Below are 21422 nucleotides of genomic sequence, written 5' to 3'. Positions count from 1 at the left end.
ATAATAAAAGACAGGGAGAGAAGACCGTGAAGAAGATAGCCTTCCCGCTAGTGATGGCTGCCGCGAGTGCGGCGGTCGGGGTTCACGCGCAGCCGGGCGCCGATGCAGCGGCTCAGTCCGGCCGAGGTCAGTCACTGCAAATTGTCGAAGAGGTTTATGTAACGGCCCGGCGTCGCGAAGAAAAGCTGCAGGAGACGCCGGTCGCGGTGACAGCGATGAGCGCCGACAGTCTGGCAGAGGCGGGGATCGCCGCGATCACTGACCTTCAGGGGGCCGTTCCCAGCCTGCAGTTTGGCGAGAGTGGCTCGAAAACGCCGGCGATCTTCATTCGCGGGATCGGTCAGCGCGAGGCCACGTCGGTGCTCGATCCTGGCGTTGGGGTATATCTCAACGGCATTTTTATTGCCCGTCAGGACACCCAGTTGCTCGATACCGTCGACACCCAGAGCATTCAAGTACTGCGAGGGCCGCAGGGAACCCTGTTCGGGAAAAACAACACCGGCGGGGCAATTCTGGTCAATACGAAAAATGCGGATTTCTCCGAGGTGAGTGGCAGCCTGGATGTGCGCGTGGGCCAATATGGGCGGCGGGATGCCAAGCTGGCAGGGAATATTCCGCTGGTGGAAGGGCGCTCCGGCGTGCGTGTTGCCATCAACAGTACCCGCCTCGACGGCTACTTTGAAAATTCGGATGGCGCCATGTTCGGCGACGAAGACCGTCTGGCGTTTTCTGCGCGCTGGCAGACACAGCTGACGGATACGGTGAGCAGCGATGTGTTTCTGTATTGGAGTCGGCAGCAGGAGCTGAGCTCGGGGATGTCCTGCCTGTTCCAGAACCCCGAGGCGAATATTGCAACGCTGCGGTATCCCGGTCAGCCGGAGTTTCGTGACGCCTGTGAAAAAAGTGAGCGGCTGGCGAAAGACCGCAAGCTGGATGTGACCACTGCGCATTCTGAAATCACTATGGAAAGCCGCATGGCGGCGCTGACGCTGGACTGGGAACTGAACGAGCAGTTGGCGCTGAAGAGTATTTCCGCCGCCAGCTGGCAGGACGGCATTGCCCGTAACGATGATCAGGACGGCACCTCGATTCCCATATTAGACAGCGGTACCGAGGCCCTTAACCGCACGCTTGCGGCCGATGGAAAATCGGTGCCCGACGAGAAACGCTGGCAGTTCAGCCAGGAGCTGCAGCTCAGTGGTCAGGCCTTCGACAGTCGCCTGCAATACACCTTTGGTCTGTTTGCCTCGATAGAGGAAATCGACAACAACAACTTTTCCCAGTTGGTTGGCAAAAAGGGGCTGGCAGGTATTCGTCCCTCTACGGCCTGTGACGCTGTCGGGCTAGCCGTGGTGTGTGGACTGCTGGATGACGTTGCTGTAATTCCTCTGGCTACCTTTCTGGCCACGCGCAGCGATCTCGAGAACAGCAGTTGGGCGGCCTTTGCTCAGGCGACCTACGATATTACCGAGTACCTGCAGTTTACCCTGGGCGGTCGCTATACGGTTGAAGAACGACGTCGTGACCTGACCGTCTTCGATGTCGACTTTCAGGAATACGGCAGCCGCATTGGCGCTCTGTATATCGACGCGGCGGGCATTTATTCTCCTATCACTCTGGCGCAGTTCAATGCGCTGGGAGAAAACACGCCGGATTTACCGCTGATCATGCGTGACAACGCCGACAGTGCTGAAGAGCAATGGAATAACTTTACGCCGTCGGCAACCCTGTCGTTTATTGCGCCTGAGCGTTGGCACAGCGATCTGGGCGTGGACAGTTTTATGGCCTACTTTACTTACAGCCAGGGCTTCAAAGCGGGTGGGTTTGAGCCGAAGGGGGATGAGCTGGTGCCTTTCGATCCCGAAGAAGTGACCAACTTTGAAGTGGGGGTGAAGCTCGATGCGCTCGACTCCCAGCTCCGTTTCAATGCGGCGCTGTATTACATGGATTACGAGAACATACAGGTTCGTGTCGCCGAACAGGGCGATGCCATCAGCGACCTGTTCCTGTACCTCTCCAACGCCGGTCAGGCCACGGTCCAGGGCGCGGAGTTCGAGACCACGCTGGTGATGGATAACTGGTTTGTGCAGGCCAATTATTCCTATACCGATGCGGGCTATGATGAATTCCTCACTCCGATAGTGATTCCCTTGCAAGGCGAGCAGGTAGTGGACCGCAGCGCGGAAGATTTTGCCCTGGTGCCAGAGCATAGCGGCGGCATTTCCGTGAGCTACCACTGGCTGACGGATCTGGGGATTTTTGTGCCACGCCTGTCGGCGCGTTATCGCAGTGAGTTATTCACCGGTATTGATTACAAGGCGGTGGAATACAGCAACGCCTATATCGACGAACTGTGGTTGTGGGATTTTCGCTTGAACTGGACGCCTGCTGAAAATCTGAGCGTGACGGCGTACGTAGAAAACCTGACCGATGAAGTGTATTACCGCAGTGGGTTTGCGGTGTCGGCACTGCTCGGCGCAGGGACCTATGTTCAGGGCGACCCGCGGAATGCGGGGCTGGAAGTCGCCTGGCGGTTCTAATCGTTAGCGACGCTTTAAGCGAGCGCCGCCCTGTGCCAAAGTGATGCCTGTTTCGGGTACTGGATACGTTCACTATGGCACTGCTGCTGTTGTACATCTCCGTCGCGCTTGGCGCATCGTTTCTCTGCTCTTTGCTGGAGGCGGTGCTGCTGAGCGTCAACGCTTCCTACATCGCCAGCGAAATCGCGGCCGGGCGTCGCAATGGCCAGTGGTGGAAACAGTGCAAGGAAGATATTGATAAACCGCTGGCATCCATTCTCAGCCTGAACACCATTGCTCATACCGTCGGCGCTGCCGGTGCCGGGGCTCAGGCGACCAAGCTGTTTGGCGAACTCTACTTCGGTATTATCTCGGCGGTGCTGACCCTGCTGATTCTGGTTATCTCCGAAATCATCCCCAAAACCTTGGGAGCGCTTCACTGGCGTCGTCTGGCCGCACCGTGTGCGGCGATTCTATCGGTGGTGCAGCGTTTAATGGCGCCACTGGTGTGGCTGAGTCAGTGGATCACAAAACTGTTCAGTCGGCGCGCCGACGAGGGCTCAGTCAGTCGCGAGGAATTTGCCGCACTGGCAGAGCTGGGCGCTGCCGAGGGTGTGTTCTCGATGCGCGAAGCACAGGTGGTGCGCAGCTTGTTGCACTTTGGCGATATGAAGGTGCGCGACATTATGAGTCCGCGCACGGTGATATTCTGCCTGAATGGCGAGCTGACGGTGGAAGAGGTTTTGGCACAGCACCAGCAGTTGCCCTATTCGCGAATCCCCATCTACCGGGATCAGCCCGATAATATCTATGCCTTTGTGCGCAAAGACGAGTTGCTGAGGGCCGCCATCGACCAGCCGGGTACCAAGGTCGACGCCCTGCAGCGGCCGCTGCTGGCCGTGCCGGAAATACTGCCGCTGCGTGGCCTGATCAAAAAGGTATTGGTGCCCGGCGGGCAGATTGCGATTGCTGTTGGTGAATACGGCGAAGTCCACGGTGTGGTGACTACCGAGGATGTGCTGGAAACCCTGTTGGGTATGGAAATTACCGACGAAACGGATGAAGTCGAGGATCTTCAGTTGTTTGCCCGCCAGCGCTGGGAGCAGCGTGCGCGGCAGATGGGTATGCTGCCCGATGGCCCGGTGCGCGACGATATGTCGCAGTGAGCACCGGCGATTGCCGAACTACAATGAGACTCAATCGCAACAAGGGTGCTAAGCATGAAACGTCGCGCAATAGGTCTGGTTGTCGGTCTTTGGCTGGCTGGCGCTGCACTGGCCGAGACGGATGAGTCGCCTCATCTGGTGGGCTTGATGGGCGATATGCAGAGTTTTGCTCACAAGCTGCAGCTATCGCTGGACGCTGAAAACGCGCTGCTTGCCGATTTCTATGCCCATGAACTGGGCGGGGCGATTGCTGCAGTGGGACAGATCGACAGCTACAGCGACTACCCCGTCGGCAGGCTGACCACCAGCACCTTGTCTCCGCTGCTTAAAAAACTGATCGCGGGACTGGATGCCGGTGACCTGCCGCGTGCGGATAAGGCTTTCGATGCTCTTCTGGAAGGCTGCAACCGTTGCCATGCAATGACGGAGCACGACTATATTCGTGTGCAGCGCAATCCGGCAAACCCTTACCTGCAGAATTTCTCAGCGGCGCCCTGAGGGCGCCGCGCTCAGCGATCGGGCAGGGTGATGTTCAGTTCCAGGACGGAGCAGTTGCCGTTGTTGTCCAACGCCACTTCCACCTGATCCTGATTCACCTCCACGTATTTGCGAATCACCTCCAGCAATTCCTGCTGCAGTTTGGGCAGGTAATCGGGCTGGTTTCGCTGATTGCGCTCGTGGGCAACGATAATTTGCAGGCGCTCTTTGGCGACCGCCGCGCTTTCTTTTTTGCTGCTGCGAAAGAAGTCCAGGATGCTCATGCGGTCCTCCCGAACAAGCGCTTGAACAGGCCTTTCTGTTCGGCGTGAATAAAGCGCTGTTCCACTTCTTCACCGAGCAGGCGAGCCACCGCGTCGCTGTAAGCTTGCCCAGCGGGGCTTTGGGCGTCGTGAATTACCGGCACACCCTGGTTGGACGCTTTCAGGACAGTTTCCGATTCGGGGATGACGCCCAGCAGTTTGGTGGCGAGAATCTCCTCCACATCACTCACTGCCAGCATTTCACCCTTGGCGACGCGGTCGGGGTTGTAGCGGGTCAACAGCAGGCATTCTTCCACGCGCTCGCCGTTTTCGGCGCGACGCGACTTGCTTTGCAGAATGCCCAGAATGCGGTCCGAGTCGCGTACCGAGCTGACTTCGGGGTTGGCGACGACAATGGCTGTATCGGCGAAATACAGTGCCATAAATGCGCCGTGCTCAATCCCGGCGGGAGAGTCGCAGATGATGAATTCAAAGCCGTCGGCGTCCAGGTCTTTCAGGACTTTCTCCACACCTTCCACGGTCAGCGCATCTTTGTCGCGGGTCTGCGAGGCGGGGAGAATGTAGAGGTTCTCAACGCGCTTGTCTTTGATCAGTGCCTGACGAAGCGTGGCGTCGCCATTGATGACGTTCACGAAGTCGTAGACCACACGACGTTCGCAGTTCATCACAATATCGAGGTTGCGCAGGCCAATGTCGAAGTCGATGACAGCGGTTTTGTGGCCGCGCAATGCCAGCCCACTGCTGATCGCAGCGCTGGTAGTGGTCTTGCCCACACCGCCCTTGCCGGAGGTCACAACAATGATTTTGGCCAAAACAGTTCCCCTTTCGTTTATTTCCGGGCTTGTGTTCCCGGTGCTTGTTGTCGATGAAATTAGTTCAGTGGCTGAATATCGAGCGTCTGGTCGTTCAGGCGAATACGCCGGGCGCTTTTCCAATGTGCCTCGCGCAAGTCTTCGTCCAGCATGAAGGTGCCTGCTACCGACACCAGCTCAGCTTCCAGGCTCTGACAAAAAATCTGTGCAGAAGTGTCGCCTTTTACACCCGCGAGTGCCCGGCCGCGCAAAGCGCCATAAATATGGATATTGCCGTCAGCCAGCACTTCCGCACCGGCTGACACCGCTGATAACACAATCAGATCCCCACCGGCTGCGTAGACCTGTTGGCCGGAGCGGATGGGCGTGTCGATGACCCGGGTGGGCTTGGCTGCCGCAAGCTCGGGTGCCGGAGCCGAGGGGGCTTCGGCGACGGGCGCGTCGGCTTTGGGCGCGGGATCTGCGGCGGGTTCGCGGGCAGCGCGGCCCACCGACAGAATGGCCAGTCCGGCTTCCCTGGCAGCTGCGTGAAGCGCCTCGTCGCGACTCGATATCGCGACCGGAATCAATCCGTGTTCCTGACAAAGGGCTGCCAGTTCCCGCAGTGGCGGCGCTAGCTGGTCGCCGTAAGGCTCAAAATTCAGTACCACCGGGGTGTGCTGGAAAAACGCGGGGGCTTCGGCGGCCTTGGCGCGTAGCTGCTCGTCAAAGCGGCTGTACTCATAATGGCTGATATCGAGCTGGGTAAGCGGATACAGCCCGGCTTTCAGTCGAAACTGAGGGCTGTTGTCGAAGGGCAATTCTGCGTTCTGAGGTTGAGAGTCCATGCGGGAGAGTGTACCGGATATTGCGCTGGAAAAGGCGGCAAATTACCGCTTTCTGGGTGCTGCCGCAAATCCGCTGCCGATAAAAAGTGGCATCGATTCTGCATTACGTCTCACGAGTGCGTATTTGTGACGTTTTCCTGTGCAGGGAGAGCTGGAACGCCGCCAATGCCGATTATCCACTGATGTATGTGAGTAGTGTGAATGATGGCTTCTATTGAACTTTTACGATTTTCCCGGCAGCTCTGTGCCAGTGTTTTCCTGATTAGCGGCTTGGTGGCCTGCGGGGGTTCCAGCAGCGGCTCGTCGCCCGGTGGCGGTGATGTGGTGGCTCCGCCGGCACCGGAACCAGAACCGCCCAGTTTCTCCGAAACCCGTTTTGATACCGTGGCCCCGGATGCAGATACCACGGGGAGTTATGCCGTCGTCGGTCCTTTGGATTACCGTTATGCGCCGGTCATGGCGACCCGCAATATTGATGACAGCAACGGCAGCACCGTCGATCAGTTTACTGATCCGGTCGATATCCTCGGGGTGATCCACTATCCGCAGATCGACGCCGATACCGAGCTGCCGGAGGCGGGCTTCCCGCTGATCCTGTTTCAGCACGGTCGGCATTCCACCTGCTCTACCACGGGTGACGCTGAGGGCAGCGAATCGTCGGGCACTGACTGCGAGTCAGAGGGCTTGCTGCCGATTCGCTCAGACAAGGGTTATGACTACATCGCGGATACCCTGGCTTCCCACGGCTATGTGGTGATTTCTATCGACGTGAACGATATCAATGCGCAGGATTCCGCGTCCAATGATCAGGGCATCACCGCTCGCGCCGAAGTGATTCTCCATCACCTGGATATTTTCCGGGACATTGCCCAGCAGCCTGACTCGGTGTATCACCTTGACGAAAACGGCAATGACTTCAGCGAGTTGCTCGATGTCGTCGACCTGTCGAGCATTGGTTTAATGGGCCATTCTCGCGGTGGCAATGGCGTGGCAAAAACCATTACCTATAACCAGGATCCGCAGTTCCGGCGCAGCGGCGATTTTGACCAGCCTCACAGTATCAAGGCGGTGTTTTCGCTGGCCCCGACCGATTTCGACTCCGAGCTGCCGCTCAATACCGCCTGGGCCACCCTGTCGCCGTATTGTGATGGCGATGTCTCCACCCTCCACGGCGTGTATATGTACGATAACGTCCGTTATAACGAGAATGATGTGTCGCAGCCCCAGTTCATGCTCACGGTGATGGGAGCGAACCACAACTACTACAACGACTTCTGGTTTAACGACGACGCCCAGCTCAATGTGTTCGACCCCTACTGTACAGAGGGGGTGCCCAGCAGTGGTCGTCTGAGCCGGGCAGACCAGCGCCGGGGCGGTGAATTTCTGATCAGCAGTTTCCTGCGCCTTTTTGCCGGCGGTGAAACTCAGTTCGCCGGTTACTGGAGCGCGCTGGAGCAGTTGCCGGAGAGCGCCTGCCCCGAAGGTGTGCAGAGCTGCGACGAGCAAGTGCATCTGTCCTTTCATCAATCGCGCGAAAACCTGATAGTGGTCGACGACACCCTCAGCGATGCCTCACTCACCATGAATGCCTTCGGCAGTAATACCTTTGATGGCTTCCTGTTTACGGGCTGGTGTGAACCCAATGGCGGTAGCCTCGAAGATCTGACCGGCATGAATACCGATCGCTGTCCGGCCCCGGCCACCATTTCGAAGGCACCGCAGGTCTTTTTCAACTACCTTGGCAACGCCGCATCTATTGAGTACTCGCTGCCGGCCGAGGGCCTGGATGTTAGCGATATGGACTTCCTGACGCTGCGCATGGGGGTGAGTGCCACGCCGGAAAACCTGCTGGGGCAAGACCTGACACTCAGTCTCACCGATACCGATGGCGATTCGGTCACACTGCTGGCCAGCGACTACAGTGATGCGCTGTATTTTCCGCCCGGTTTGACCATTTCGGCGCGAGATACCGGCGCCAAGACCATTATCAATATGCTGCCGTTCCGGCTTGATGCCAAAGTGATCCACGATGCCGAGGTCAATCTTGATGCGCTGAGTTCGCTGCGCCTGAACTTTGACCAGCGTCCGCTGGGCACCCTGCAATTGACTGATGTGCTGTTCCAGAAAGTGCCGTATCGCTAGCGGTCATCCCTGCGGCTAATCGGCTAGTGGGGCATTGTTCGTAAACCGGAAAACCCTTCTGGAGACGAGCAATGCGCAAGGCGGAATCATCACTGGCCTATATTGTTGCAGGGGCACTGGGGGCCTTACCGTTCCTGGCGGCCGCCTGGCTGACACTGCTTGGCGGAAGCTGGATGGGGCTGAGTGGGCAGGCCTTGCTGCACAGCTACGGTATCGCCATCACCGGCTTCATGGCGGGAACACTGTGGGGAGGCACCTTCTCCCCGCCGCGTTTTCAGGACGCGCTATTGGGAATGTTGGCGGCGCTGGCCTTGACCCTGGTAGTGTGGATGCCGATGCCCCAGGCCTACCTGACGCTGGTCGTGCTGTTGGCAACCTTATGGGCCTATGATTTGCTGCGTTTTTATCGCTACGGTTTGCCGCGTTGGTATACCGGCCTGCGCTGTAGTTTGAGCACGGTTGCCATCGCCGCGCTGCTTGCTGGTTTCTTTTGGGCTTAGCTATTTAGCTGCTTTCTAACGGTAAAAAAACGTCGCGCACCCCATATCCCGATAAGGGCACCACTGCCGATCAGCGCGGCGGCGCCAGTCACCAGCAGCGGACGGTCGGGGTAGAAATGGAGAATGGCGGCACCCGCAGCGACAAAGGCCAGGGCAGTACGCAAATAGGCCAGTACGGTGCGTTCGTTTGCCAGATGAGTGCGCTCCAGCGCAAGCTGGTCGCGAATTTGAGTGTCTTCCATTGCGGCGTTCCGGGTTCAGAGCTGCCGGTGTTTACAGCTCGTTGAGGTGGCCTTTGTTCCAGTGCGCCTGATCGAGAATGGCGCGCTGGCGTCCAGCCTCCATCTTATCCCAATTTTTATAGACCATGCCGATGCGCGGGTTGTGGCTGAATTTTTCCCGGTGTCGCAGCATGAAGTCCCAGTACAGACTGTTGAAGGGACAGGCACGCTCGCCGATTTTCTCCTTGGGGTGGTAGTGACAGTCACTGCAGTAGTCACTCATCTTCTGTAGGTAGTTGGCGCTGGCGGCGTAGGCCTTACTGCCCAGCAGGCCGCCGTCAGCGTATTGGCTCATGCCGCGGGTGTTGGGCAGCTCGACCCATTCAATGGCATCGACATAAATGCCCAGATACCAGGCGTCGACCTCGTCGGGGTTGACCCCGGCCATCAGCGCGAAATTGCCGGTCACCATCAGGCGTTGAATATGGTGGGCATAGGCGTGCTCCAGTGATTGTGTGATGGACTGCTGCAGACATCGCATTCGCGTGTTGCCGTCCCAATACCAGCTCGGCAGTGACGCGTGCGCGCCGAGGGCATTTTTCTCGGCATAGTCGGGCATATTGGCCCAGTAAATCCCGCGAACAAACTCCCGCCAGCCGAGTATCTGTCGAATAAAACCTTCGACCTGCGCGAGGTTAATGGCCTCAGGCCGTGCCTCGTGGGCGCGCAGGGTGGCGTTAATCACCGTGGCGGGTGACAGCAGTTTGGCGTTCATCGCAAACGACAGCCGCGAGTGATAGAGGCTCCAGCGATGAGGACTGTGGCCCGTCATCGCATCCTGATAACGGCCGAAGTTGGGGAGCAAGGCATCGCAAAAGTAGCGCAGCAGCGCCTGTGATTGCTGGCGACTGATGGGCCAGGGCAGTGGATCGGCAGCGCTGCCAATACTCTGCACGTCGTGCCGCTGCAATCGGTTCAGTACCGCCTTCACCGGGTTGCTGAAACACAGTGGCTCGGGTATCTCGGCCAGATCGCTGCCGCGCAGGGATTGCCGGTTCTCGCTGTCGAAGTTCCAGCGGCCACCGCGGGGTTCGTCGCCGTTGGGACCGTCCATCAGAATGCCGAAGCGTCGCCGCAGTTTGCGGTAAAAGAACTCCATTTTCTGCGCCTTACCCGGACGGAAGTAGTCCGGGATTTCCTCGAATGGCAGCAGGAAATGTTCGCTATCGACCACGCGCCGTTCTACGCCGTCGGGCAGGTGGCCTTCGGCGAGCTGCTGGGCCAGGCGGTATTCGTCCGGCTGCTGGTATTCCAGTTCACGAATATCGTAGTCGCGGCAGAGTCTCGAGAGCAGTGCGGGGAAGTCCGGGTCGTCGACGGTATCATCCAGTGTGAGGTGCAGCACCTCGTGACCCGCTTGTTGAAGTGCGCGGGCGAAGGCATCCATCGCCGCAAAGAAGGCGCAAAGCTTCTGTATATGGTGTCGACAGTAGCGAGTTTCCTGATGCATCTCGGCAATCACATACAGGGTCTGGGGGTTGTTCTCCCGAAACCAACTGTGACTGGCATTGAGCTGGTCGCCGAGGATCAATCTCAGGCGTTGATAGCCACTCATGCGCGATGTCTCCCTGTGTTTGCACTGCGACGGTTATCACGACGACGGCTATCGCCACGGCCGTTATCGGGCCGCACATGACGGTGAAGAATGCGCTGGGCTTCGCGCTTAACCTCGGCGCGTCCGCGCCACTGCCAGAGCCGTTCGCGCGCGGCACCTGCACTTTCTGACAGGTCAAAAATCGGCAGGGGGTAGTCTTCGCCCGGCCGGAAGCCGAGCATCTGCGCCTCGAGGGGCGGGATAAGCCAGGGTTGATGGATGGCCTCGGTGGGCAGCGAAGACAGTTCAGGTAACCAGCGCCGAATAAAGTGGCCGTCGGGGTCCTGCTCCCGGGATTGTTTCACCGGATTGTAGATGCGCAGGGTATTAATGCCGGTCACGCCGGCCTGCATTTGCATTTGGGGGTAGTGAATGCCCGGCTCGAAATCGAGAAACAAACGGGCGAGGTGAGCGGCGCCGTGGCGCCAGTCGATATTGAGATGATGGCACAACACGCTCACCAGCATGGCACGCATGCGGAAGTTGATATAGCCCGTCGCATGCAGACAGCGCATGCAGGCATCGACCAGCGGGTACCCGGTGCGGCCCTGCGCCCAGGCGGTGACATCTGCTTCGACGCGCGTGTCATGTCGCCATGGGTAATCCTGGTAAGCGCGGTTAATGGGGCGCTTTTCCATCTCACATTCACTTTCAAATTTCTGGATGAAGTGGCAGTGCCAGTGCAGTCGCGACGATAGGGCGCTGAGGCTGCGCCGCCAGCCGGGACGCTGCCAGTGCTGAAGCAGAAACTGATAGCTCTCCCGCAGGCTGATGTTGCCCCAGGCCAGATAGGGTGACAGGCGCGAACACGCTTCCCGACTCAACGAGGGGTTCGATAAAGAGCGGTAGTAGTCCTGTCCGCGCCCGTCATAAAAACTGTGCAGTGTCTGTTGTGCGGCGAACGGCCCACCGTGTTGAAAGGCGTCCAGTGGACGCCTCGTAGGGGCGCTCGGCTGCCATTGCTGCGAGAGCAATGCTGGCGGAAGGGCGCTGAAGCGGGCCCTCTCCAGATCGGGGGTGGCCAGTGCTTGACGCATCACCTGTTGCCAGTGCCGGTCCCATTGCTGCCGGTCGCGGGCACCGCGAATGACTGCCGCATAGGGGCTTTCCTGCCAGTTGATGCCGAGCTCGCGACAGCGGGCGGCCACACGTAGATCGCGATCAAAGGTGTTGGCCAGGCCAATTTCCTGATGGCTGTAGAGCGTATGAATGCCCAGCTGCTGATGCAGCGTTTGCAGCACCGAGAGCGCGTCGCCCTGCACGGTATAGAGCTGAGTATTTAGCGGGCGCAGCTGTGCATTGATCTGCTCCAGTGATTGCCAGATAAATCGCCAATGCCGCTCGCTGTAATGCGGGTCGTTCAGCAGCATGGGTTCGACGATATACAGCAGTATGACGGGTCGCCCTGATGCGCAGGCCGCCTGCAGCGGTGCGTGATCGCTGAGACGCAGGTCGCGCTTGAACCACACCACGCTGATCCCCTCAGTCATGACCGGACTCCAGCGGCCAGTCCACCATATCAACATGGTCCAGAGGCAAGCTGTTGTCGGCGTCGTCTCCCAACCAGTGGCGGCGGTAGCTGCCATCCGGGTCGTACTGACGGGCCTGTTTATCCAGATCGAAGCGGCGGTGACCGCGCGGATCGGCGCCCACACCCGCCAGGTACTGCCAGTTGCCCCAGTTGCTGGCAACATCGTAGTCGATGAGTTGGTGTTGGAAGTAGGCGGCGCCAAATCGCCAATCCAGCCCCAGTTCGTGAACGAAGCAGCTGGCAACCAATTGCCGACCGCGATTGCTCATATATCCGGTGGCATTCAATTCGCGCATACAGGCATTGACGATGGGATACGGTGTGGCGCCTTCGCACCACTGCCGGAATCGGCCGGGATAAAAGCTGGTCAGTGGCGCCTGCGAGCGAATGCCTTTGCTGTTGAACAGGCGCACACCGTAGCGGCGGGCGTAGCAGTGAAAAAATTCCCGCCACAACAGCTCGAAGCCTATCCAGTAGGTGGACTCATTGGCGCCGAATTCCGCTTCGTGTTGCTTTAATTGTGCCCACAGCCGTCGGGGCGACAGACAGCCATTTGCCAGCCAGGCCGAGAATTTGGTGGAATTCTCCCACCCCCAGAGGGCGTTGCGAGTGGCTTTGTAGGACTGTGGCCGCTCGCTGTGGAAATAGGCATCGAGCTGCGCCAGAGCAGCCGTCTCGCCGCCGATGAAACGCTGGGCGATGGCGGCGCTGTGACCGGCATGACTCTCCGTACGCCACCCCGCAGGCGGTGGCGGCAGCGAGGTGATACTGGTCTGAGGCTGCGATGGCTCAGATTGCGCTTCCACCTGGCGCCGGAATTTTGAAAAGCTGTCGGGCAGCCCCGCTGGCGAAAACGGCAGGGCTTCGGCGTCGAACAGGCTGTGGCTATTGCCTTGGATAAAGCGGCAGTCCGGACAATGCTGTTGTAGGGCCTGCCACTGTCGTTGTTCATCGATGCCGCTGTGCAGGCTGCTGCCAGCGATATCAATGCGATACTCGGCAATCAGTGGTGGCAGCGCCTCGTCAAGGCGGCCTTCCAGAATGGTCAGTCGCTGTCCCTGTGTGGCCAGCCGGTGCTGCAGGTCACGCAGACTTTCACGAAGAAAGCGCAGGCGGTGTGGGCCCAGCGAGGCGAGCTGATAGCGGCCGGGTCGTCGCTCGTCAGGGTCCAGACAATAGACGAGCAGCAGTTCATCAACCTGCCGAGCAAGCTGTTGAAGCGGTGGATGATCATGCAGTCGCAGATCATGGGTGAAAACAAAAAGGCCCCGGCGCATGGTGGTCCGTCATTGGCGAATGTCTTCGTTATATGACGGGGCCGGGGAAATGGATTTGCAGGCGTGTTGCTCAGAGCGTAAAGCGACGCCCCGCACCGAAGCCGCCATCGACCGGCAGCACGTGGCCGTTTACAAAGCTGGCATCGTCGGAGCAGAGAAACGCGATGGCGCCGGCGACTTCCTCGGGACGACCGGCGCGGGCCTGCAGATGCCAGTTCACAAACTGCTGATGCCCCTCCGGGTTCTCCTTCACCATGGCCGTCATGGGCGTTTCTATCAGGCCGGGGGCGACGGCATTCACGCGAATGCCCCGATGGGCATAATCGGCGGCAAGACTCCGGGTTAATTGCACTACGCCGCCTTTGGAGACGTTGTAGCTGATATTGTTGTCGCAGCCTTCCAGGCCGAAGATGCTGGCGACGTGCACGATGCAGCCCCGTCCGCGTTCCAACATGCCCGGTAGTACCGCCTGACTCAGCCATAGGCTGCCGTTGAGGTTGATGGTCAATACGCGCTGCCATTCCGCGTCATCCAAGCCGAGAGCCGGGCCGTAGCTCGCCACCCCGGCGCAGTTCACCAGCACATCAATATCGCCATGCTGGGTGGCCAGTTCCGGCAAATGCTGTTTGATGGCGTCGTGATTGCTGACGTCCATCGCGGTGTAGTGGATATCGCCTTCCCAGGGGGTCTTGGGAGCTTGAACATCGGCAGCAATCACCCGGTAGCCGTCTGCGGCCAGTCGCTTGGCGGTGGCCTGTCCAATGCCCGAGCTGGCGCCGGTGACAAGTGCAGTAGTCATGGTCGGAATCCCTTAATGTTGTTCGTAAGCGGAAAAGTCGGGGCGCTGCATACAGGCTTTAAAGTGACTGCGGCTCCACGGCCAGGTGGCGGGCACCCCCTGCGCATCCAGATACCAGCTTTGGCAGCCGGAGCCGAAAATCGAGCGCTTGGCCGCCGCGATACGGGCCTCGTCAAACTGCGCCAGCGCCGTTTCGCTGGCGCAGATTTCCCGGCATTCGCCCTGCTCGACCTTGTCCATCAACTGCTGGATGTAGTGCCACTGCTGCTCGGCGATCTCGATTAATGAGAAGTTACCTACCGGGCCATTGGGGCCGTTCAACATAAACAGATTGGGGAAGTCGGGAATCGACACGGCCATATAGGCAGTTGGGCGCTGTGCCCAGGTGTTTTCCAGTGTGTTGCCGTTGCGGCCGGTAATGGTCATCGGGCGCATGAAGCGATCAGCCTGGAAGCCGGTAGCCAGCACGATAATGTCGAATTCGCGAAGCTTGCCATCGGGGCTGCGAATACCGGTTTCCTCTATCTGCGTTACATCCTCAATGACCACTTCCACGTTGTCGCGCTGCACGGCCTCATAGAACGTATCGGCGTAAATCAATCGCTTACAGGCGGCGCGATAGTTAGGGCGCAGCTTCTCGCGCAGCGCCGGGTCGCGAACCGACTGCTCCAGGTTTTGCTGCACGATCATTTCGATCTGCTGCATGGCTTCGGAGTCTGGCTCGGTAATGGCTACCGAGAATCGCTCGATATTGGCCTCCAGCTCCGGGTCGTGTTGCAGGCGTTTCAGCAGCGCCGGGTCGCGTCGCCAGGCGGCGCGTTCTTCTTCGCTGAAAGGGGTGTTGATCACCGGCATGATCCACTGTGGACTGCGCTGATAGTGGCAGAGATGGCTGGCGCGACCTGCCAGCGCCGAGACAATTTGCACGCCAGTGGAGCCGGTGCCGACCACAGCAATGCGCTTGCCGTCGAGTGGCACACTGTGGTCCCAGCGCGCGCTGTGGAACAGCTCGCCCTTGAAGCGCTCCATGCCGTAGATGTTCGGCAAGCGAGGGTGGTGGAGCACACCGGTAGCGGCGACGACAAAATCTGCCTCGTCGCGGCGCCCGCTGATGGTCTGCAACTGCCAGCGACCGTCAATGAAGTCCAGGCGGGTCACTTCTTCGCCAAAGCGCAGATAGGGCGCCAGGCCGTATTTCTCGACCACGTTTTCAAAGTAGGCCTGAATCTCTGCGCCCGGCGGCATGGTCCGGGTCCAGTTCGGGTTCGGCTCAAAGGAGTAGGTGTAAGAGTGCGAGGGGACATCGCAGGTCAGGCCGGGGTAGGTATTGTCCCGCCAGGTACCGCCAATACGATCGGCCTTCTCGTAAACACAAAAGTTGGTTTTGCCCTGCTCCAGCAATTTTATGGCCGCGAGGATGCCTGCCATGCCGGCGCCGATGATGATAGTGCGTGTATCTTGTTGTTGTGTCATGCCTTCACCTTGGATGAGCGCTGTGTTGATGAGCTCATGCTAGGAGGGCGGCGGCAAGCCGAAATCGTCCAGATCAACTATTTTGCGTGACCGTCGATCAGGGAAGTTTGGCGGTGGCGGCCGCTACGCTCTTCAGCAGAAGGCTGACCAGCATGGTCTGCTGGGTGACGCCGGTCTTGGCGAAAATGGCTCGCAGGTGAGCGCGGGCGGTGTTGCGGCTGATGTGTAACATCTCACTGGCGGCGTCCAGACTCAGGCCGTCGGCCAATGCCGTCGCCAGCCGGGATTCGGCGGGGGTAAGGCCATAAAGCTGCTGGAGAACATCTACAGGAGCCGGGGATTTGTATTCCGGGTCACTGATAAAGACCGCTACAGCAGGCAGTGCCTGGCCGTCGATAGAGCTGCCGGGCGGCAGTGGGCGAAGCACCAGATTCAGTGGTAACTGTTGCTCGCTGCGGCCCAGCGACAAGGCTTGTACCACATCGGTTTCAGCACTGTGATGGGCGGCGATAGCGCGCTCAAGTAACTGCCGGAAGCGCGCGGCAAGATGGTCGACCTTGATCGACAGTTGCTCACCGAGGTGGAGAATGTCCGGATTCTCCAGCGCGATATTTTGCGCGGCGCGGTTGCTGTGCAGCACATTGCGCTGCTCGTCCAGCAGCACGCTGCCCAGCGACAACTGGGAGACGGTCTGCTCCATCAGTGAGCGCTCGCTCTCAATGCGCTGCAGGCGTGCAAAGAGGCCGATGGCGCGTCGCAAGTGCGGCAACAGCCGTTGCAGCAGCGCACGCTGTGCCGGTTCAAAGCTACCTTGCTCGTCACTGCGGGTCAGGCGAAGACTGGCGTTCAGGCCCTCTGGCAGGCGCAGGTCGGCGCCGAGAATATGCTCTATACCGTAAGGCTTCATACAGCTCTGGTAAAACTCGCTGCGTTGCAGGCTGTCGCCGGCGATCAGCTCGTCCAGCGACATCACTTGCCCTTCTGGCAGGTTGACGAAGGGGTCGAGGGCGTACAGCCCTTCGCTGTAGATATTGGCGGGTGACTGGGAAATATGCGGCGGCAGCCCGTGGCTCAGCAACAGGCCGGTGTCGCCGGGCACCGGCTTGCGCAGAATGAGAAAACTGATATCCGCTGTCAGCGTCTGGCAGAGTTGGTTCAGCAGGGTTTGCCACAGCGGTTGCTCGTCGATACCCGCGTAAATGCTGTCGACCATCGCGTCGAGAATATCGCTGTCTGACTGGTGAGGACCGGGCGTCATAGTAAGCTCAAACTGGCGGTTAGTGTTGTTATGGCAGCCTGTCGGGACAAGTATTCCATCCGAGCTCCCGGCAGTATACCCCGAGGAAAAAACCGTTGATTAGTCCATATCAACGATGTCCCGTGAGCGGTCTGGCGCACATTCTTGTCATCACATAACAGCAAAGCAACGAGGACAGTCATGGAACTAGCAGCAGGCCAGACGGCGGTGATTACCGGCGCGGGCAGCGGTATCGGGCGGGCACTGGCGATGGCCTGTGCGCAGCGCGGTCTGAACGTAGTGGCGGCCGATCTGGATGCCGGGCGCCTGGAATCGCTGGCAAGTGAGTTGAACGGTATTGGCGGCGAACTGCTGTGTCAGTCAGTGGATGTGGCCAGCCGTGAGTCAATCTCGGCGCTGGCAGAGCTGGCGTACCAGCGTTTCGGGCAGGTCGAACTGCTGTTTAACAATGCCGGTATGCTGCGCAGCGGTCGGTGCTGGGAGACGTCATATGAAGAATGGCAGCGGGTAATGGATGTGAACGTGATGTCGGTGCTGCACGGCATTCAAGTGTTTGTCCCGCGAATGCTCGCCCAAGGTGGCCCCGCTCACATTGTTAACACGGCCTCGATGGCCGGTTTGCTGGCGTCGCCGCGCATGGGGGCCTACTCGGTGAGCAAGCATGCGGTGGTGGCATTGAGCCAGACGCTGCACTATGAATTGCAGGAGCAGGGCGCCGAGATAGGCGTATCCGTTGCCTGCCCGGCGCAGGTGCAGAGCAATATCATGCAGGGTGTATCCGATCCTGACGCGGCCACCGGGCAGCTAAATGATTTTCTGCGCAGCGGTGTCGCGGCGGGGATGCCCGCTGATCAGCTTGCCGCGCTGATGTTGGCTGCCGTTGAGCAGCAGCGCTTTTGGATCTTCAGTCACGATGACTTCAAAGGGGAATATCGACGCCGTGCCGAGGAGCTGTTAAACGACCAGAACCCACAATTCCAAATGGCGATTTGCGAGTAAAACGAGGGCGCATGAACACGACGATGGATACGGAAACGCGGCGCCTGCTCGAGGCCATGAATCGTCAGCCGGCGGTCGATTTCAGCCAGCTCCCGATTGATGCCCTTCGCCAGGCGATGACAATGCCGCAGGGCAAAGTCGAAGCGGTGGGGCGTGTCTGGGAGGAAACAATAGCCGGTGGCGATGGCCAGCCCTTGCGCCTTCGCCTGTATGCGCCGGAAGCGGCCGCCGCGACGCGTCCGGCGATGTTGTTTCTTCATGGCGGTGGCTTTGTCCTCTGCGATCTCGACTCCCACGACAATATTTGTCGCGCGCTGTGCAACGCTGCTGGTGCCCTGGTGGTGTCGGTGGCGTATCGCTTGGCACCGGAACATCCCTTTCCGGCGGCCCTTGAAGATGCCTACCGCGCTTTTCAGTGGCTGGCCTCACAGGCGGTGGAGCTGGACGTCGACGCCAACAATATTGCGGTGGCCGGTGACAGTGCCGGGGGAAATCTGGCGGTGGCGACCAGCCTGTTGTGCCGGGATCGCGGTGGCCCGCAACCCGCGCAGCAGTGTTTACTCTACCCGGCAATTGATGCGGCCTGCGACAGTGATTCCATGCATGAATTTGCCGAGGGATATCTGCTGAGCCGGGAACAGATGCGCTGGTTTTGGGCGCAATACTTGCCCGCGTCGCAGCGCCAGTCGCCCTATGCACAGCCGCTGCGGGCTGAATTGGCAGGCTTGCCGCCAACCACGCTGATCACGGCGGGCTGCGACCCTCTGCGCGACGAGGGTCAGGCCTTTGCCGAGGCCTTGGCGCGGGCGGGAAATACGGTGGCTTATCACTGCGAGGCGGGGCAGATCCACGGATTTTGCAGCTACCTGCAAGGCTTGCCCGCCGCGCGCCGGGTCGTGGAGCAAGTGGCCGCGTCGCTGGGCAAGGCCTAAGCACTCAGCGCAGACCGCCCAGGCACAGGTACTTGATTTCGATGTAGTCATCGATGCCGTATTTGGAGCCTTCGCGGCCATTGCCGGATTCCTTGATACCGCCGAAGGGGGCCATTTCATTGGAGATCAGGCCTTCGTTGATGCCGACGATGCCGTATTCCAGTGCTTCGCCCACCCGCCAGATGCGACCCAGATTCTGGCTGTAGAAATAAGCGGCCAGACCGAATTCGGTATCGTTAGCCATCGCCACGGCCTCGTCTTCTGTGGCGAAGCGTAGCAGCGGCGCTACCGGGCCGAAAATTTCCTCCCGGAACACCCGCATCTCGGTGGTGACGTCGCGCAGTACCGTCGGTTCGTAATAGTGCTCGCCCAGAGCAGAAGGCTGACCGCCGGTGGTCGCGGAGGCGCCTTTTTCCAAGGCATCTTCTACCAGTGTGCGGACCTTGTCGCAGGCGACGGGGGTGATCAGTGGGCCCATGGTGGTCGCCGACTCGGCGCCATTGCCGAGCGTGAACGCGCGGACTTTTTCGGTCAGTTTCTCGGCGAAGGCCTCGTAAATGCTGTCCTGCACCAGAATGCGATTGCTGCACACGCAGGTCTGCCCGGCATTGCGGTATTTGGAGGCCATCGCGCCGTCGACAGCGGCGTCGAGGTCGGCGTCGTCAAAGACAATAAAGGGCGCATTGCCGCCAAGCTCCATAGAGGTCTTTTTGACCGTATCGGCGCACTGGGCCATCAGCAGTTTGCCGACGGCGGTTGAGCCGGTAAAACTGAGTTTGCGCACGGTGGGGTTGGCGGTCATCTCACCGCCAATAGCGCTGGCGTCCTGGCCGCAGACCACGTTGAATACACCTGCGGGGATGCCGGCTTCCTCCGCCAGCACCGCCAGCGCCAGCGCACTGAGCGGGGTTTCTGCCGCGGGCTTGCTGACGACACAGCAGCCGGCAGCCAGCGCCGGGGCGACCTTGCGGGCGATCATCGCGTTGGGGAAGTTCCAGGGCGTAATGGTCGCGACGACGCCGACCGGCTGCTTTATCACCAGCAGCCTTTTGTCGCCGCTGGGCGGCGCAATAATATCGCCATCGATGCGCTTGGCTTCTTCGGCGAACCACTCCACGTAGTTCGCACCGTAGGCGATTTCCCCTTCGGCTTCGGCGAGGACTTTACCCTGTTCTGCAGTGAGTATCTGCGCCAGGTCGCGCTGGTTGGCCATGATCAGTTCAAACCAGCGGCGCAGTAGATTGGCGCGTTCTTTGGCGGTTTTACTGCGCCAGGCGGGCAGTGCGCGATCGGCGGCAGCAATGGCCAGACGGGTGTCTTCCGCCCCGGCATCTGCCACGTCGCAGAGGGTATCGCCGGTGGCGGGGTTCAGTACACTGAAGCGCTGATCGCTGGCGGCGCTGCGCCATTGACCGTCGATGTAATTGTCGCGACGCAAAAGATTCTGACGTTGCAGTTGCATGATCTGTCCTCCTACCGGGTGTTGCTCAGGTCCAGCTCCATATAGCGTTGGCCGGGCACGTGACCGAAATCGCTGCGCAGCGCGCTGCTGTACTCTCTGATGACGGTAAAGCCCAGTTGTTCATACAGCGTCTGGGCGCGGGGGTTTTCGATCGATACGCTCAGCCCAATCCGCTGGTAGCCCAAGTCCTCGGCGCGTTGAATCAGGTGGGCAATCAGTGCCCTGCCGAGTCCGCGTCCGCGCTGCTCGGGACGTACGCCCAATTGATAAAGATAGGCGACTTTTTTCGGCGGTGGTTTGATGATGGCTTCAGTGCGCAGGCCACGGATGGCTGTGCGCAGTCCCGCGATCAGTCCGTAGTGGCGAAGCATCAGGCTCAGTGCGCGAAGTGAAAAGCCCGCTGTTTGGTGGGAAAAACGCAGGGCGCCAACGCCCATGACCTCACCACCTACGTCGATGGCAACATGCTGCTGAAAGCTGAATTCACTGCCTTTTTCCTGAAAAGCCCGGCGCAGAAAGGCGGCGAGTTGATCCTCGCTCTGGTCATTAAAAACATAGCCAAAGGCTTCGGGGCCGGAACTGATAATCAGTGGCAGGGCGGCGTCGATATCACCGGGACGACAGGGGCGAAAGTGGGGGTCAGCCATGGCTGTCAGCATCCAGTAATTGCTCAAGCCCCCGGCGAAGCTCACCCTCAATCGCCTGCGGGCGCTCGCTGTCGCGGTCGACAAAAACGTGGGTAAAACGGCCGTGGGCAGCCGCCGCCTCCTCGCCCTGCCGGAAGATGGCCAGACCGTATTCCACCGAGCTGTTGCCCAGCCGGTTGACCCGCAACGCACCCTCTAACTGGTCGGGAAAGGCGACCGCTTTTTTGTAGAAACACTCGCTGTGCACGATGTAGCCGATCTGCTGGCCGCGGTGGATATCCAGCCCGCAATGTTCAATAAGGTAGCGGTTGGCAGTGGTATCAAACCAGGCGTAGTAATTGACGTTGTTGGCGTGACCGTAGACATCGTTGTCCAGCCAGCGGGTGGTGATGGGGGTGAACCAGCGATAGTGCGACCGCTGGCGGGCGGCATCTTCAGACAT

General features: G+C 59.6%; 20 protein-coding genes. 7 read left to right on the top strand and 13 right to left on the bottom strand.

What is annotated here, in order from left to right; all coding sequences use genetic code 11:
• The first annotated feature begins 26 nt into the window (after positions 1–26).
• The 3 genes from AC5DB9_RS00695 to AC5DB9_RS00685 all read left to right on the top strand — a co-directional run bounded on the left by AC5DB9_RS00695 (position 27) and on the right by AC5DB9_RS00685 (position 4183).
• A complete protein-coding gene (locus tag AC5DB9_RS00695) occupies positions 27–2540 on the top strand; it encodes a TonB-dependent receptor (protein ID WP_272993016.1) in 2514 nt (837 codons plus the stop codon).
• A gap of 74 nt (positions 2541–2614) precedes the next feature.
• Positions 2615–3685, top strand: coding sequence for a CNNM domain-containing protein (locus tag AC5DB9_RS00690; protein WP_272993020.1), 1071 nt, complete (start codon positions 2615–2617; stop codon positions 3683–3685).
• A gap of 54 nt (positions 3686–3739) precedes the next feature.
• A complete protein-coding gene (locus AC5DB9_RS00685; protein ID WP_272993023.1) occupies positions 3740–4183 on the top strand; it encodes a hypothetical protein in 444 nt (147 codons plus the stop codon).
• Positions 4184–4194: 11 nt separating this feature from the next.
• On the opposite strand, the gene minE is transcribed toward AC5DB9_RS00685, so the two are convergent.
• From minE to minC, 3 genes are read right to left on the bottom strand one after another with little or no spacing between them, the layout of a single operon-like run.
• Positions 4195–4446: a cell division topological specificity factor MinE gene (gene minE, locus AC5DB9_RS00680; protein ID WP_022958588.1), complete on the bottom strand. Its 252-nt coding sequence runs from the start codon at positions 4444–4446 to the stop codon at positions 4195–4197.
• Positions 4443–5258, bottom strand: a complete 816-nt coding sequence (gene minD, locus AC5DB9_RS00675; protein WP_022958587.1) for a septum site-determining protein MinD — start codon at positions 5256–5258, stop codon at positions 4443–4445. Before minD ends, minE begins: the two co-directional genes overlap by 4 nt.
• A gap of 59 nt (positions 5259–5317) precedes the next feature.
• Positions 5318–6085, bottom strand: coding sequence for a septum site-determining protein MinC (gene minC, locus AC5DB9_RS00670; RefSeq protein WP_272993027.1), 768 nt, complete (start codon positions 6083–6085; stop codon positions 5318–5320).
• Positions 6086–6286: 201 nt separating this feature from the next.
• Here minC and AC5DB9_RS00665 point away from each other — a divergent pair, with 201 nt between their 5' ends.
• Together AC5DB9_RS00665 and AC5DB9_RS00660 are read left to right on the top strand one after the other, a co-directional pair.
• Entirely contained in the window at positions 6287–8227 is a 1941-nt protein-coding gene (locus tag AC5DB9_RS00665; RefSeq protein WP_272993030.1) for an alpha/beta hydrolase, read from the top strand.
• A 71-nt stretch (positions 8228–8298) separates the two neighbouring features.
• Complete coding sequence (locus tag AC5DB9_RS00660; RefSeq protein ID WP_022958583.1) at positions 8299–8727, top strand: DUF3429 domain-containing protein; 429 nt, start codon at positions 8299–8301, stop codon at positions 8725–8727.
• On the opposite strand, the gene AC5DB9_RS00655 is transcribed toward AC5DB9_RS00660, so the two are convergent.
• From AC5DB9_RS00655 to AC5DB9_RS00625, 7 genes are all read right to left on the bottom strand, one after another.
• Positions 8724–8969, bottom strand: a complete 246-nt coding sequence (locus AC5DB9_RS00655; protein ID WP_022958582.1) for a DUF202 domain-containing protein — start codon at positions 8967–8969, stop codon at positions 8724–8726. The two genes, AC5DB9_RS00660 and AC5DB9_RS00655, sit on opposite strands and share 4 nt — an antisense overlap.
• Before the next feature lie 31 nt (positions 8970–9000).
• Complete coding sequence (locus tag AC5DB9_RS00650; protein WP_272993034.1) at positions 9001–10563, bottom strand: cryptochrome/photolyase family protein; 1563 nt, start codon at positions 10561–10563, stop codon at positions 9001–9003.
• A complete protein-coding gene (locus AC5DB9_RS00645) occupies positions 10560–12092 on the bottom strand; it encodes an FAD-binding domain-containing protein (RefSeq protein ID WP_272993037.1) in 1533 nt (510 codons plus the stop codon). Before AC5DB9_RS00645 ends, AC5DB9_RS00650 begins: the two co-directional genes overlap by 4 nt.
• Positions 12085–13410 (bottom strand): DASH family cryptochrome, encoded by a 1326-nt coding sequence (locus AC5DB9_RS00640; protein WP_286855330.1) that lies wholly within the window; start codon positions 13408–13410, stop codon positions 12085–12087. Before AC5DB9_RS00640 ends, AC5DB9_RS00645 begins: the two co-directional genes overlap by 8 nt.
• Before the next feature lie 70 nt (positions 13411–13480).
• The gene (locus tag AC5DB9_RS00635) at positions 13481–14209 is read right to left on the bottom strand and encodes an SDR family NAD(P)-dependent oxidoreductase (protein ID WP_272993046.1); all 729 of its coding nucleotides are present in this window, start codon (positions 14207–14209) and stop codon (positions 13481–13483) included.
• Positions 14210–14221: 12 nt separating this feature from the next.
• Positions 14222–15682, bottom strand: coding sequence for a flavin-containing monooxygenase (locus tag AC5DB9_RS00630; protein WP_272993048.1), 1461 nt, complete (start codon positions 15680–15682; stop codon positions 14222–14224).
• Positions 15683–15779: 97 nt separating this feature from the next.
• On the bottom strand, positions 15780–16940 hold the full coding sequence (locus tag AC5DB9_RS00625) for a helix-turn-helix transcriptional regulator (protein WP_272993051.1): 1161 nt from the start codon (positions 16938–16940) through the stop codon (positions 15780–15782).
• Positions 16941–17120: 180 nt separating this feature from the next.
• On the opposite strand from AC5DB9_RS00625, the gene AC5DB9_RS00620 reads away from it, so the two are divergent.
• On the top strand, positions 17121–17939 hold the full coding sequence (locus tag AC5DB9_RS00620; RefSeq protein ID WP_272993053.1) for an SDR family NAD(P)-dependent oxidoreductase: 819 nt from the start codon (positions 17121–17123) through the stop codon (positions 17937–17939).
• 11 nt (positions 17940–17950) lie between these two features.
• Complete coding sequence (lipP1, locus tag AC5DB9_RS00615; RefSeq protein WP_272993056.1) at positions 17951–18871, top strand: LipP1 family hormone-sensitive lipase; 921 nt, start codon at positions 17951–17953, stop codon at positions 18869–18871.
• A 4-nt stretch (positions 18872–18875) separates the two neighbouring features.
• On the opposite strand, the gene AC5DB9_RS00610 is transcribed toward lipP1, so the two are convergent.
• The 3 genes from AC5DB9_RS00610 to AC5DB9_RS00600 are packed head-to-tail and all read right to left on the bottom strand — an operon-like array spanning position 18876 to position 21422.
• The gene (locus tag AC5DB9_RS00610) at positions 18876–20333 is read right to left on the bottom strand and encodes an NAD-dependent succinate-semialdehyde dehydrogenase (RefSeq protein WP_272993060.1); all 1458 of its coding nucleotides are present in this window, start codon (positions 20331–20333) and stop codon (positions 18876–18878) included.
• Between the two features lie 11 nt (positions 20334–20344).
• Positions 20345–20980 (bottom strand): GNAT family N-acetyltransferase, encoded by a 636-nt coding sequence (locus AC5DB9_RS00605; protein WP_286846163.1) that lies wholly within the window; start codon positions 20978–20980, stop codon positions 20345–20347.
• Entirely contained in the window at positions 20973–21422 is a 450-nt protein-coding gene (locus AC5DB9_RS00600; RefSeq protein WP_022958571.1) for an acyl-CoA thioesterase, read from the bottom strand. The genes AC5DB9_RS00605 and AC5DB9_RS00600 overlap by 8 nt, the downstream gene beginning before the upstream one ends.

It is taken from the genome of Spongiibacter sp., from assembly GCF_984394615.1.
Note: the sequence above shows the minus strand (reverse complement) of the source record. Positions and strands in the feature narration are given on the sequence as shown.